The sequence below is a fragment of the Desulfomonilaceae bacterium genome, from assembly GCA_041662605.1.
Lineage (GTDB): Bacteria > Desulfobacterota > Desulfomonilia > Desulfomonilales > Desulfomonilaceae > CAJBEZ01.
The window spans coordinates 1-13,589 of record JBAZSD010000034.1 but is presented as its reverse complement, the minus strand read 5'-3'; the positions used below and the strand labels follow the sequence as shown (position 1 = coordinate 13,589).

Annotated in this window: 10 protein-coding genes and 1 pseudogene; 4 read left to right on the top strand and 7 right to left on the bottom strand. The window is 46.8% G+C overall.

Annotated elements, in window-relative coordinates:
• Window positions 1-39 precede the first annotated feature (39 nt).
• Window positions 40-306 (top strand): annotated as a pseudogene (locus WC647_18225) (oxalate decarboxylase).
• A gap of 404 nt (window positions 307-710) precedes the next feature.
• Window positions 711-1,637, top strand: coding sequence for an AEC family transporter (locus tag WC647_18220; protein MFA6224240.1), 927 nt, complete (start codon window positions 711-713; stop codon window positions 1,635-1,637).
• Between the two features lie 427 nt (window positions 1,638-2,064).
• Here WC647_18220 and WC647_18215 read toward each other — a convergent pair whose 3' ends face one another.
• Together WC647_18215 and WC647_18210 are read right to left on the bottom strand one after the other, a co-directional pair.
• Window positions 2,065-3,303: a sodium:proton antiporter gene (locus WC647_18215; GenBank protein MFA6224239.1), complete on the bottom strand. Its 1,239-nt coding sequence runs from the start codon at window positions 3,301-3,303 to the stop codon at window positions 2,065-2,067.
• Window positions 3,304-3,424: 121 nt separating this feature from the next.
• Window positions 3,425-4,129 carry an ion channel gene (locus WC647_18210; protein ID MFA6224238.1) on the bottom strand — a complete coding sequence of 235 codons (705 nt, stop codon included), beginning with the start codon at window positions 4,127-4,129 and terminating at the stop codon, window positions 3,425-3,427.
• 574 nt (window positions 4,130-4,703) lie between these two features.
• Between WC647_18210 and WC647_18205 the strand changes: the two genes are divergently transcribed.
• A complete protein-coding gene (locus WC647_18205; GenBank protein ID MFA6224237.1) occupies window positions 4,704-5,912 on the top strand; it encodes a cupin domain-containing protein in 1,209 nt (402 codons plus the stop codon).
• Window positions 5,913-7,503: 1,591 nt separating this feature from the next.
• Here WC647_18205 and WC647_18200 read toward each other — a convergent pair.
• Entirely contained in the window at window positions 7,504-8,343 is an 840-nt protein-coding gene (locus WC647_18200; protein ID MFA6224236.1) for a 4Fe-4S binding protein, read from the bottom strand.
• A gap of 144 nt (window positions 8,344-8,487) precedes the next feature.
• Between WC647_18200 and WC647_18195 the strand changes: the two genes are divergently transcribed.
• Window positions 8,488-9,042: a phospholipase D family protein gene (locus tag WC647_18195; GenBank protein MFA6224235.1), complete on the top strand. Its 555-nt coding sequence runs from the start codon at window positions 8,488-8,490 to the stop codon at window positions 9,040-9,042.
• A gap of 86 nt (window positions 9,043-9,128) precedes the next feature.
• Here the strand turns inward: WC647_18195 and WC647_18190 are convergent, their stop codons facing one another.
• From WC647_18190 to WC647_18175, 4 genes are all read right to left on the bottom strand, one after another.
• The gene (locus tag WC647_18190) at window positions 9,129-9,326 is read right to left on the bottom strand and encodes a hypothetical protein (protein ID MFA6224234.1); all 198 of its coding nucleotides are present in this window, start codon (window positions 9,324-9,326) and stop codon (window positions 9,129-9,131) included.
• Between the two features lie 1,109 nt (window positions 9,327-10,435).
• Entirely contained in the window at window positions 10,436-10,846 is a 411-nt protein-coding gene (locus tag WC647_18185; protein MFA6224233.1) for a hypothetical protein, read from the bottom strand.
• A 38-nt stretch (window positions 10,847-10,884) separates the two neighbouring features.
• Entirely contained in the window at window positions 10,885-11,700 is an 816-nt protein-coding gene (locus tag WC647_18180) for a hypothetical protein (protein ID MFA6224232.1), read from the bottom strand.
• Between the two features lie 925 nt (window positions 11,701-12,625).
• A complete protein-coding gene (locus WC647_18175; GenBank protein ID MFA6224231.1) occupies window positions 12,626-13,453 on the bottom strand; it encodes a hypothetical protein in 828 nt (275 codons plus the stop codon).
• Window positions 13,454-13,589: the final 136 nt, after the last annotated feature.

The following is a 13,589-nucleotide window of genomic DNA, read 5'->3' as shown; positions in this document are numbered from 1 at the left end:
GCTTTTCGGCGCTCATTTTAACATTTTCGGTCAGCTAGCGCAGACTTTGCCCCTGGAGACATCTGGTACTTTCCACGTGGACATGCCCAATCAATTCAAGGGCTTGGCATGGGGCCGGGTGAAGCGAAGTTCCTGCTGGTTTTTGACAACGGCTATTTCTCTGAATTCGGAACATTCAGCTTCGCAGACTGGCTCACCCAGACTCCGAAGGACATTGTGGCAAAGAGTCTCAATGTTCCTGCTTGGGATTTGATAAAACTTCCCAAGAAGCAGGATTTCATCACTTCCGGAACCAAAACAAGGTGATATGGCGTTTTTCTAGAGTTCATTCTCTCTTGAAATACTCGGCATCTGATTGAAAAGAACAGGGTGAAACTCTCTTACACAAAGTGGCAGCGTGAGAAATTGTTAAATGATTTTTACGACGTTGTGTTATTTAACCCCATCATGCTAATCTCTCTTCTCCACAGCGCTAATAGATTCGACATACGCACACAGGGAAAAGTGGGAAATAACGAGCATCACCGGGAACAACTTGGGCCTGGGCGCCTCTAGCGCCGAAGCAATAAATACCGACCGTTGTTGATCATTTGAGCGACGATATCACCCCAGAAGCTAATGAGCATGCGCAAAAACATCTCACGGTGGAACACGTCGAGTTCCTTAACTCTCGAAGACCCTAATTCTCGAATGGGGTATAGGAGCAATTCGTGCTCTTGATTCTCAATTGTCTGCTGCCCATATTTGTGGTCATAACCCTTGGAATATTGCTGAAACAATTCGGATGGATTGATGATTCTTTCATCAACGCATCCGACCGATTGATTTACTACATCCTCTTTCCTTGTCTCCTGTTCTGGAAGACCGGGAAACCCTCTCCGGACACAGGTATCGAAGCAAGTCTAATTCTGGCGGTCTTATGCGCCGTGTTCACGGTTTTCTTGATAAGTCTACTTTTTTCACGGCTATTTAACATCCCTGATTATCAGGTAGGTTCTTTTTCTCAGAGTTGCTATCGATTCAGTTCCTACATAGGGATGGCTCTGACGTTTTCGGCGCTGGGCGCAGATGGCGTAAGGACGTTTGGCGTCCTTATAGGATTTGTTATTCCCTTCATAAACGTTCTGGCGGTCTCGAGTATGATCTGGTATTCCAACCAAACCTGCCCGAAAAACTCGAGAACGATGCTGATAGGAAAGGCCATGATTTCCAACCCGCTTATTCTGGCCTGCCTTTCGGGAATTCTTTATTCACGCTTAGCCATCCCTTTCCCTGTTTTTGTTGAGAATACTTTCGCATTAATGTCCCTGGTAACATTACCCCTCGCTCTGATTTCGATTGGCGGGACACTGACTCTTTCAGGGTCTAGGAATTATCTCGGAAAAGCGCTTGCGGCAGCTCTATTCAAATTGATCGTGCTCCCGGTAATTGGCTACATATGCTTAAAAACTTTCAACGTATCCTATTCAGCCTTGAAAGTTGCAATGGTATACTTTGCTTTACCGACTTCTCCACAAAATTACATACTTTCATCGCAATTAAACAGCGACGTGGAATTGGCCACGTCTTCTATCCTGCTGTCCACCCTCCTGTCTATACTGTCGCTCTCAGCGGTCCTGATTATCTTTGAGCAGTGAAACTACAATGTTTCAGTCCGAGATGGACAAAAATTGAGAAAAAAAGAACTCTACACTTCGCATTGACGTTGCCCTACCGGATTTTAGCCGAGAAATGGAATCTTCGGAGGCTGCTCGATCGCATTGGTTCTATGAGCCCCAGCGATTTATCCCCCGACGGTCTAAACTCTGGCGGAATCCTTCTCCGTTTCGCTCGGAACAGTCATTTCATCACAGCCGACGCTTCCTCAGAAAGCAACACAACTTGGTGTCGAGGGGAGCCAATAGTAGACTAGCCGAATCTCTATTAATCAGACGGCAATCACAACAAACGAGAAGCCTTCAATCTGAACTCATTATAGGTTGTCACCACTATAGCGAGAGGAACCTCAATCCCCTAAGGGTTATCGCTCCAAAGGCCCTGCTACTGGTCTTAAAAACAGTGCGCTCAATCGCTCGCACTATCATTATGGAGAAATCTTTGTTTGTCCAGGTATCGAGAGTAACACGCTGTAAGAGGCACAGCGGATAGGCCGTGCAAGAAGACGCTCAGGAGAATGGTTAACGTGATGACGGCAAACCCTCGCTCATAACCCGTGACACCCAGCTTGATCACCGCCATGAGCGCATACAGCACGGAAGCGATGCCTCGGGGCCCAAACCAGGCGATGAACCACATTCCGGGGCCGTCAAGGCCTGCCCCTTGAAGACATAAGACGACCGGTATCATGCGGATCACGGTGAGACTCAAGATAGCGTAGCAGAGGGCTTCAATATCCCAATAATTGACCATTGCCGGAACCATAGCAAGACCCAATATCAGGAACACGAAAAGGGACATCTGCTGACCCTCTGCCTCTCCGAACTCTTGAATTCGCTCACGAACAGCGTTTGTCTGTGTGCCGAGAAAAAGCCCAGCGCAATAGGCGGCAATGAAACCATTTCCGTGAAACGCTTCGGCTAACGCATACGCAAGTACCGCCATAGATCCTGCAACAAGGCGCTGGAATGTTGGCTGCATCCAATTTTTACGCGACGCCTTGTCCACTAGACGTCCTCCCAACCAACCGATCATGATTCCAGCGAGGGGTCCAACCGTGAGCTGACGCACCATGAAGACGAGCCATGAATCTGGGTGAGACCCCGTGTTCTCCCCTCCGGAGAGAACTGCCAGGCACATAAGAATTGGGGGCAAAGCTATCCCGTCATTGAGTCCGCTTTCTACGTTGATGGCCTGACGGATATGCTCTGGAAGGCGCTTACTGGCCACCACTGCCTGCCCGAGGGCAGCGTCGGTGGGAGAAAGAATGAGCGCCACGAGCGCTGCAACCCATAGGCTCTGCACATTGATCAACCAGGCTGCGGCAACAAAACCCAGAACCATCGTTAGTGGGAGTCCGATGCCGAGCAGACGGAGCGGTAGTCCTCGATTGGCCCGCAACGTGTGCAGATTGACCGTTGAGGCATCCACGAACAAGACTATCACGAGAGTGATCTCGGCAATCAACTTCACAATGGTGGCGTTGAGGTTGACTTCGAACAAATCAAAAGCAAGGGGACCGGCCAATATTCCAATTGCCACAAAGACCATCGGCCCAGAAATTGGGGATTTCTCGGACACACGCGAGATCAGACCGTAACAAAAGATGAGCAACGCTGCGAAAATGATCGTTGGATAATCAATCATTCCGTCTTCCTATCGCGAGATTATCAATGTTCAAAGATGAATCTCGTTATCAAACTATCCAAGAATTGGGGCGCACATGAACGCCTTACTGATACAGGCTACCTGCCTCCTTCAACAAACCTCAATCGTGCGGCTCATCTCGGTAGTTGGATTTCTCATCGACCTTTTGAATCTTTCGGCCGATAAAAACGCTTACGAGGTAGGCTACCACCACTGCTACGTAGAACTGTCCCATAATTACTTCAATAATGGCCAGTCTCTGGGCGAATTCCGTCTTCGGCGTGATATCTCCGTACCCCAGCGACGCCAAAGTGACGAAACTGAAATAGACGAAATGCGACGCCGAGTCTCTCTGCTGAACATTTAAGGAAAACGCCTCAGGATGAAACCAGTCGAGTACAGTGTATATGTGGGCCCAAAACATCCCCAAGATTATATAAAGGTTCCCTGCTGAGATGATCAGGTCATGCGTCACCTCCTTGGCCTTTAACAAAACTGAGAGAATCTGAACCGCACAGTAAGTATACAGGATTAGGATAAAGATCAAGAACAGGAGACCTATGGGTACTCGTGCGGCTTGGTCTGCGGCGGCCGGCAGAAGTCTTGCACAGGCCACAAGGACTAAGACCGCCACCGTCGAAAAAAATATTACTTTCCGCGAAAGGCTCTTCTTCTCGCTGAGGAGCCAAGCCCCAGCCACTCCGATTGTTGCGAAAGGCAAATTTGTTAGAGAGGCGGGGATCAGTGGGTCCAAAAGCAAAAGCGCCAGGAATAACATAAGTACCAGCAACGCCTTTTCCCGAAAGACTCGCCCGATATTGATCACTGATCACGCTTCCTTTCGACATGGCATGGAGTTTTATCCGTAGAGATGCGCCTTTAAGGTTCGATGTCCCGCCTAATATCCCTAAATGGCGCCTCCAAAAATTGAGGAATTTTTCAGCCATGCCGAGCATGCGGTTTGGGGATCCACGTGTTTTAGAGAGACTATTCCAAGCATACTATAGTTTTGCCATCAACGAGTCAATAGTTTGAAATTGCAGAGGAATACGTTAGAAAGAGTCGGCGTTCCTGCGATATCCGGTTTGGGAAAAGAACGTGGGAATGGGAACGCCGAGGGCCAAGAGGAATTTGTCACAGCCTTCCGGAATTGACAAGATCCATTTAAGTGACGGTTTTAAGGCGCCAAGTCTTACCAACAACTTTTTTCTCTGAAAATGTCTGAAACAGTACATTGGGCCCATAGACTAACATTTTGGCTAAGCAACCGAAGAATCCAAATATGCGAATTGGCATCTTGGCATACAGGTGGAAAATATTTTTGAGCAAGCCGGAAGGTGATCCATGGGCATCGGATCTGGCTCGCAATTTCATGTGAAATTGTATTTCGGAGGTGGGTCATGAAAAAGTCAATTAACACAACAAAAAGCAATAAAAAAGGGGGAGAAGACATTCCCGGCAGTGAAGCTGGTCTCTCTCATTTGGGGGGACCTGTGGAGTCTTCCCCCGGCGAAACGATTCCGGCTCAGGGCGTAGGAACCAGCGATAGGAACGCTGCAAGCCTTCCAGAGTTCCGTTTCCCTTTGGCTCAACAACCTGCACGAATCTTGCCTGGGGGTGTTGCGCGAGAGGCGACAGCAGTCCAATTTCCAGTGTCACAAAATATTGCGGCCGTACTCATGACACTAAAACCCGGTGGTCTTCGCGAACTCCATTGGCACGCCAACGCCGCTGAATGGGCCTATATAATCGAGGGCAACGTTCGGGTAACAATCGTCGATCCTCAAGGAACCATAGAAATAGCAGACTTTGCCCCCGGAGACATCTGGTACTTTCCACGTGGCCATGCGCACTCAATTCAAGGGCTTGGCTTGGGGCCGGGCGAAGCGAAGTTTCTGCTCGTCTTTGACAACGGCTATTTCTCTGAATTCGCAACATTCAGCTTCTCGGACTGGCTCGCCCAGACTCCGAAGGAAATTGTGGCCAAGAGTCTCAACGTTCCTGCTTCGGATTTGATAAATCTTCCCAAAAAAGAGGTTTACATCGCACAGGGCCCGCCGCCACCATCCCTCCCGGTGAATCCGATCTCAGGACCGGGAACGGTTCTGTCTCCACCTCTGACTCACAAGTATTCGCTTCGATCCCAAAAACCGTGGAGGCGATACCCCGATGGCGAGGTTCGTATGGCTTCGGCCAAAGAGTTTCCCATTTCCACGACCATGACAGGATCATTGCTCCATCTCAAACGTGGCGCTCTTCGTGAACTCCACTGGCATCCGAACGCTGATGAATGGCAATACATCCTTTCGGGCAAGATGAGGCTCACTGTGTTCGCGTCCAACGGCCGGGCTAAAGTTGTCGAACTGGGCGCCGGTGACATCGGTTTTGCGCCTATGGGTTACGGCCATGCTCTGGAAAACGTTGGTGACGGCCCTGCAGAACTCATCCTCGTATTTAACAGTGGAGAATATCAGGAAATAAGCCTCAGCACAGTTCTTGCCGCTCATCCGGCATATGTTTTGGAGACGAACTTCAACTTGCCGAAGGCCGTCATAGACAAACTTCCCAAGAAGCAGGAATTCATCACATCTGGAATCAAAGGTGGGTAATATGGCGCTTTTCTAAAGTTCATTCCGAATTGGGCGCTGCGATTTTGTGTCAGAAAAGAGTTCAATCTCTCTTAAAATAAACGGCATCTGATTGAAACAAGCAAAATGAAACTGTCTGACAAAAAGTAGCAGCGTCAGTTTTATCAGGTTGTAGTCGTTATCTTGCGCCATAGAGACATTCACCGCATCTGCCATTGCAGCGTTCTGTTTACTAGAGTGTTATATTTGTACATCTTCTTCACTAGGCCCCCTACATCCAGATAGTTTTCTCAACTATAGAGGGAACAGGCCGGGTCCATTTACGTGACTTTCCGACCGGCGGTTTTGCCCGCGGATCAGAGGGAGCCTGGGAAAAATATCGTCCAAGAGGTCATGAAATTAGGCGCCAAGTCTTAAACTCTCTCATAGAAGCCGGCTTTATTGAAATGACTATCCCTGACAAACCTCAAAGCAGTAAGCAAAATACAGGCTTTCAGATAAAGGTGTCGAATTTTTGTCACATGGCCAAAAGATTCAAAGATAAATATCCATTAATGATTGGCCTTTCATTTGCAGGAACGTAGAGGGGAAAGAAGTCCACCGCGTGCGTGTAGAGTGACCCACTGACCTGGAATCAGTTGTTCCGAAATGGTTCCGGTCGGATAACCAAAATAAACCAGAGGGGGGATCGGATAATCTGATCTCTCAGATTCGATGCTCGATTACGCCATGACCGGGGCGATTACAGAGCCCTAAATCATCCCTTCCCTAGTTTAGAGAAAAGTGGCGCCTCCAAAAGTTTTGGCAAGTGATTTTACGGATCAACGAATTTACGACATTCTTGATGACTCGGAGCATAGGGAAATCTTGAGGCCCATATACTTCCCAATCACGCCGCTTTCATCTCCCTAGCCCGCAACATGCAGTTTCTCTTTTTAAATTCCCGTTTCGGTTCCGCATGTTTCGGCCAGGGCAAGCGTCGTGCCGCCAGACGCCTCTCTCTATGCCCTACCCTGCTTGCGGCGTCGATCCATGGGTTGCAGACTTAATCACGCCTCTTGCTAATACTCCGTCACGGCCCATGCAATCCGATGATATCTTGTATCGCATGTTCCTAGCCGGGCGCCGGGCGCGCCCGCAGAAGCCTTCTGGTCCATTCCTCGTCCATCTCAGGCGGTCCAGCCATCCTGTTTCCCGGTGTGGATTTATTCGGGTTTATCGTAGCGTCCCAGCTAACTGTTGGGATCTTTATGGGCCTCTTACATAATGTCGTGTTTTCTGACCCTGCCGGGTTCCGTTCGCTCCGCTCACCCGAAAACTGACACTATTTAATCACTTTGCTGCGTCCATAAGCTTTGATTAACAAACTCTTGAAAACAAACATTCCATTTTACACAAAACTATTTATAGGCCCTTTTATGGACTGTCATTCCTGTGAGAACGGGAATCCAGGAATGATGGCCCCTCGGGTCGAGTTCGGCATGACAGGGCAAGGTCAGGCGCCGATTTTTCACGGTAACTGGGCGCATCCAGGGTTAGAGTATTTTCATTTGTGGCTTTATTCCTACGAAACATCCGGGAGACGCCACAAGCGATCCCGTCGCTATTCGTTTCATTCGGGATATAGAACCACCGTCCTGGGGGTTTCATTAAAGGTTTTTGAGCGATTCCTTATCATCGCGATCATTTTCTCAAGGCTTACCGGCAAGTTGATAGCCTTCTCCGGGCACAGACGAAAACAGTTGAGGCAATCGAAACATGAACCACCGAACCTCGGCTCTGGATCAAGCGCTATCGCTCCTGCCGGGCATTCGCTAGCGCAGACACCGCATAGGGAACAGAGTTCCTTATCCAGCGTTTTCGGTGTGACAGGCATAGGGGCGCTGAGTTTCTTCTTCATTTCGGCGGCCAGTTCCGGCTTCGGATAGTCCAGGGCCTGCAGATCGAGGCTTCGGCAATCTCCCGAGTCTATCGCCTCCACCACACGCCTTGCCATGCCCTTGACCGCCTCTACATCCTCCTCGTTGGGGTGCCCATCGCCGAGCGGATTATCGACATTGCGCATAATCGAATGCGACGATATTACCCTTGCCGCCGCCGGTATCAGGAACCCTTTGTCCAGCAGAGCCTGCGCCATCTGGTATAGCGCAATACCACTGGCCGCCCCACCCCACGTGCAATAAGGAACGGCAAAAGACTGAGGCGCAGAGTTGAGGCTCCCGATCAACGACATTACCGGAGCTGCCGCCAGGTCCCTTAAAACGGGAGTCCCGATGAAAAGGCAAAACGGATCGCCACCTGTGAAATTCTCTATTGTGGTGAGGCTATTTCGCTCCCTGCCCAAATCTGTAAGGATGAAATCCCTGCCCAGCTCTTCCAGTGCTTCCTTTATTGCCAACCCTATTTTTCTGGTGGAGCCTGCCGGTGACGAAAAAGCTATTACATATCTCATGGGAAACCTTTCGAGAGAGTGATGAATGATGTTAGCGGGTGAATGGGGCTAAGGTCAAGGAATAGGGAATGTATGGAATGATGTGGAAATTTCTTGATTATATTTATAACGACCAGTACAAATGAGATTCGAGGCTGAGATATTATGAACTGGAAGAAACCTCTATCGATATTTGTTGCTGTGGCAGTTTTGGCTATGGCAGCCTATGGACTGGGACGCCATAACGCTCCGTCTATAGGCTCTGTTCCTCCTGTTCAAGTGTATTTCTCTCCAAATGGGGGTTGCACGGACGCGATTGTCAAACAGATTGATGAGGCTAAATCTAAAATATTGGTACAGGCTTATTCGTTTACCTCTACTCCAATAGCAAAGGCTCTCTTGGAAGCTCACAAAAGGGGTGTAGACGTCGAAGTCATTTTGGATAAAAGCCAGAAAACTCATGACTACAGCTCTGCAACTTTCTTAGCAAATAGCAATATTCCAACGTTTATTGATAGCGTTCATGCCATAGCCCACAACAAAATAATGATCATTGATGGAAAGATAGTGATTACCGGATCATTCAATTTTACTGAAACCGCAGAATCCAAAACTGCCGAGAATTTGTTGATTCTTCAATCACCGGAACTAGCTAAAATATATACTGAAAATTGGAATCGACACAGAGAGCATTCCGAGCCCTATGCGCCCAAGGATTGATATTGGATAGTTACTGAGAGATTTAGTGACTTCTGAACTTAAATGCCGCCGATGAATCTCGATGAGGTCGGAAAGCTCAAGATACTTTATAACTTGGCTAATTTCTTCCACGCTGACCGGTATTTTACAAGAATCTTGTCGAGCATGTCATTTTTTGCAGTTTTGTCATCGGTAGGACAGGAAACACCCGTTTCCTTAAACTGAATATTCCGGTGATCACGACCACCATTAGTTGGGTCGGCTTCGCTATACGGAGCGATGATTTTTGTTTTTTGAATTGCCATTGGCGTTTATAAATAGGTCTCAAGTTTTTTGGAGAGTTGATTTTAATATAAAGTTCGATAATGATCCAAATAAATATCAATAAAATCTGAAAATGATGGCGCTCACATTAAAGATTAATTCTGGATCATCCCTCGACCGCTTCTTGGCGCAGGGCCCACCTAAAGCACACATTAAGGGGTCTCATTTAACTCTCTTTTTCCCCCAAAAGATTATTCTGAATCATCCATCTCTTGTCATAGGACCCTCGCCGGGGCCGAGTTGGATCCAGCAATCTGAATCCCTTTATCGGTATTTTTTCAAGCGGATCGACAACTTGTCGCTGCGATTGACAAATTCACTTACGATCAGGGGTTAGCGCAAATTCTAGTTACTTCGAAGGCCCCAAAATAGATCTTCAGATACCCTGCCTGTTAACTTTTTTAAAAAACCGAAATTTGAGAGAGGGGTTGTTACTTCTAACCTATGGGGATTGTGGCGGGAGCGACGGGACTCGAACCCGCGACCTCCGGCGTGACAGGGCGACTACCCGCCCTCATTAACAAACGATTTGCCCGAGAATCCCTATGATTTCAAGCCCTATCAATCCCTCTCAGTCCCTATTGATCCTTATTGGACCCAAAAAACGGGAACAAAATGGGAACAAAAATTTTGGTCACGGAGAAATGATTTTGCCAGGTCTATCCGCGATTCCCCCAGACCACCAGGATAAGCCTGTATGTTGTCGCTGTGACGGAAATATCGTGCGGATGGATGAAACTCAGAAAATCTTACCCTCTGGAAAAATCATGATTATCTGAGAGCATTATCTAAAATTCAGTAAATCATCAAAACGAATGGAAGATTCACTGCATAAACACACTCTGAGTTTTGCTTACTAATCGAAGACGTGCGACTCTTTAACCGATTTTACTGAATCTTATAAGCATCATCAAACAATTCAACCCACCATGATCGATCGATGTCCCCGATTGCGTTGCGAAGCATAACCTGTCCCCATCCGCTATGAACGTCCTCGTTTTGGATAGATGATGCCTTTAGATGTTATTTCATTTCCATTTCTGTTAATCCCCCGGAGACGGATAGAGGGTAATTGAACTTAGATTCTGCATTAAGAGTACGGCTCAAACCTCCGACTATCATAATAAAATGTGACAAAGTTTCCATCGTTGGCAAATATACCGAGCACAATATCCAGAGGTTCTCGATAATACGTACTACCAACCATTGCATTTTCATCTAATATAGGTTCTTTGAAAATTTCAACCACGATGGCTGGCTGGCTCATATGCGGAATTCTTTTATTCCTCATGTTCACCTTCCACTTTACGATCTGTCCTAGCTTAAATTTGTGTGTAGTGCCAAAGGATGTAAATGCAGACTTGAGCATCTTTAGATAGGATTTATCGTAAATCCTATCGCCCTCTTTATCAGAGGAGTGTTCAGTTTGATTGGCTTCTCCGATTCTTTCAAAAACGGAGATTGCGTTATGGAGATCCTCTTTTGTGGGTAGACTAGTCATCGTTTTACTCCTTGCTGACCTCATGAAGAGTAATTAACCTAAGCCGTCACGAAGCGCTCCTGATCTTGTTTCTTGGAAACCGACATTCGCTCCTTAGCTTTATGAAACGGCCGAGACCGCAAAGTGTACTGTGCCGTTAAACTTCCATATAGGTAATGGTATAGTAATTCTGGTTTCTCCCCCCAACCAGACAGACCAATACAATCGTTATAATATCCCGTCTCGCTGCCCACCACATTTAAATTCGAGGTAATCTTGGCATTCTGAAAATCGATCATGGTGGAACCTTTGAATTCAGGCCAAGTAGTCAGGGGAAACAAATTGAACACAGGTCGAAGAGATTTGTTTATGCAGAATTTATTGTGTAGCAAATTTTCTAGGACCTTGCGAAGCATATAGTTTAGCACATCTTTATATTCTACTGGATCATTCCATATCTTTTCAAGTAATTGTAATCTCTTAGCAAGGTCGTCATAACCAAACTCCTCAAAACTATAGAACGAGTCAGTATCGGGAATACACGCAGGGGGTAAATCCTTTGGTTTTACAGAATAGACATCATCGTAAATCATCCGATTGTCGATATCGATCAGATACAAGATCCCATCTCGCGGCTTGGTCAAAATATTCATTAAACTTATTTCACCAAAAAGATATCGCTTTAGATCAGGCTTCTCAATGCGCACGACTATCCATCTGTTATATTGTGAATCTGCATCAAACCAGCAATACAAGTACAGCCTTCCTTCTGCATCGCGAAAAAGAGACTCTAGTGGTCCGTCAAAAGTAGCTAGGTTGGCAATGAATTTATGATCAAACATGACTGTGGTCTTTGTTTTCCTAATTTTTTCCATAGTCATCACGTCCTCACATCTGATGTATGATTACAAACTTGGAATCCAACCTTGCATTTCTGAATTCATGTAAACTAAAATGGCCCTGACGATTCGGCTCCGACATTACCCCATCATTCTGATCCAGTATACCTTGTGCGATATGTGTTCCTAACATTATGTCTGCTTTTTTGAAGTGCTTTAGAAGGCTATTGATCTTTCTTCGGGCACTGTCCATACTAATAAAGAAAGACAGGGCATAGCTCATACAAAGGTCTTTTGGGTCTTCTGGCGTCCTAGGTAACAGACCTCGTTTAGGCGGCTGTAAGGGTCCGGGCAAGAAGTTGCTGTAATGTCTGGTGTCACTGCATTCAAACACAAACCTAAAGCAAACACGCTCTTTCCGCCCGTAATCTGGTGGGGGGCATTCGATCCCGAGATCACAGATAAACTCTTCATACTTGAAACACATATCGCTATCTTCGTTCACTTACTTTGCTTATGAGCCCTTGATTACCGATGATTAAGTCAATATTCGCCACCACCTCTTGATACAATAGGCTCGGTTGCGTCGCACGTCAACTAATTCCACAACCGCCCCGGATGATGGAGTCCTCTCACCTTGCCTGATTCTACGGTGATTCCAAGGGAACGAAAACTCGTCACAGCAACGGAAAAGGTGTTTCTTGGATACGTGATGAAGAACGCCATCTACTTCCTTTTTACGAAGAGAGCAGCGGTCCCCATTTGTCTGTTTAAATCTTGGCCAGATAGAAATCCTAATACGACCATCGTGCGGGACGAGACAGACGTCTAACTCCAACCTGCCAATCCGACCCCCTGGGGGGTCATCTTAGGGATAGGGGGGCCTACTATGCAGTTGAAGTTTACGGTCAATTACAAGAACAATCGTGACGTAAAATTGCTGATATGCCCGTTACCAATACTAGAAAGGCAAATCTTGACTTGCCGATGACTGTTCCTCAGATTTTTTCAACAATGCGACAGCCACATGAATCGTCGATAAATAAAAATAAAACATCCAATTCAACCAAATTTCCTGGTCATAATCAGTGCGCTGGTTCTGGTTGTGATGTCTGATCCCAAACTGATTAGCTATGTGAAATAAGGCTTTTTCGTCTTCCTTGGTCAGTACAGTCTGAACGCTTGCTCTCATGTACTCTAGGACATCTGCCAGATACCTTACGGCGTCCTTCCGCTCACTTGCTGATGAATGGCGTCGTCTGAATTTACGAGTCGCTGCGGCCACCCTTGTATCGATGTTTTCTGGGTCGTGCGATGTGAATTGTGAATCCATCAATGTTTCAAGCCCTTTGTCTGGGAGCGCAAGAATCTCTCCGTCTTCAGACAATTCAAAGCCACTGCCGTAGTCTCGAATCAAAGGATTGACTCGAGAACGGAATTCGAGGCGACCCGCGTCACTATCGAATTTAGTAGCATGGTAACCGCAATCATTGTAGTCGTCAAACCATCCATCAACAGGCTTTGAAACGCAATCACAAAGGAATTCTATTACGTCAAAGAGATCATCCTCTGAATAGTTTCGACAATTTGGAATTATAGGCCAGAGGTTTGTTTTACGGAGTTTTAGGACCACTTGCGCTTCGATGTCTAAGCCTAGTTTGCCTCGTATCATACCGCTATTCACGCACTCATAGCCAAAAGCCTCTTGGAAGTAACCTTCGCTTTCAAAATTTCTGAACAAGTCTTCAAAAATACGGAGCGTGAATGGTAAGTCCAGCTTGTGGTCCACAAGCGTTTTCCCTGTTCAGCGACAATTACACTTGAGCGTCAACGACAATTACATTTGTGCATCTTTCGGTGAGTAGTTGTCTGTTAGAGATGTCCATAATTTGTTGGAAGGGGGCATTGTTTTGCAGACGACTGAC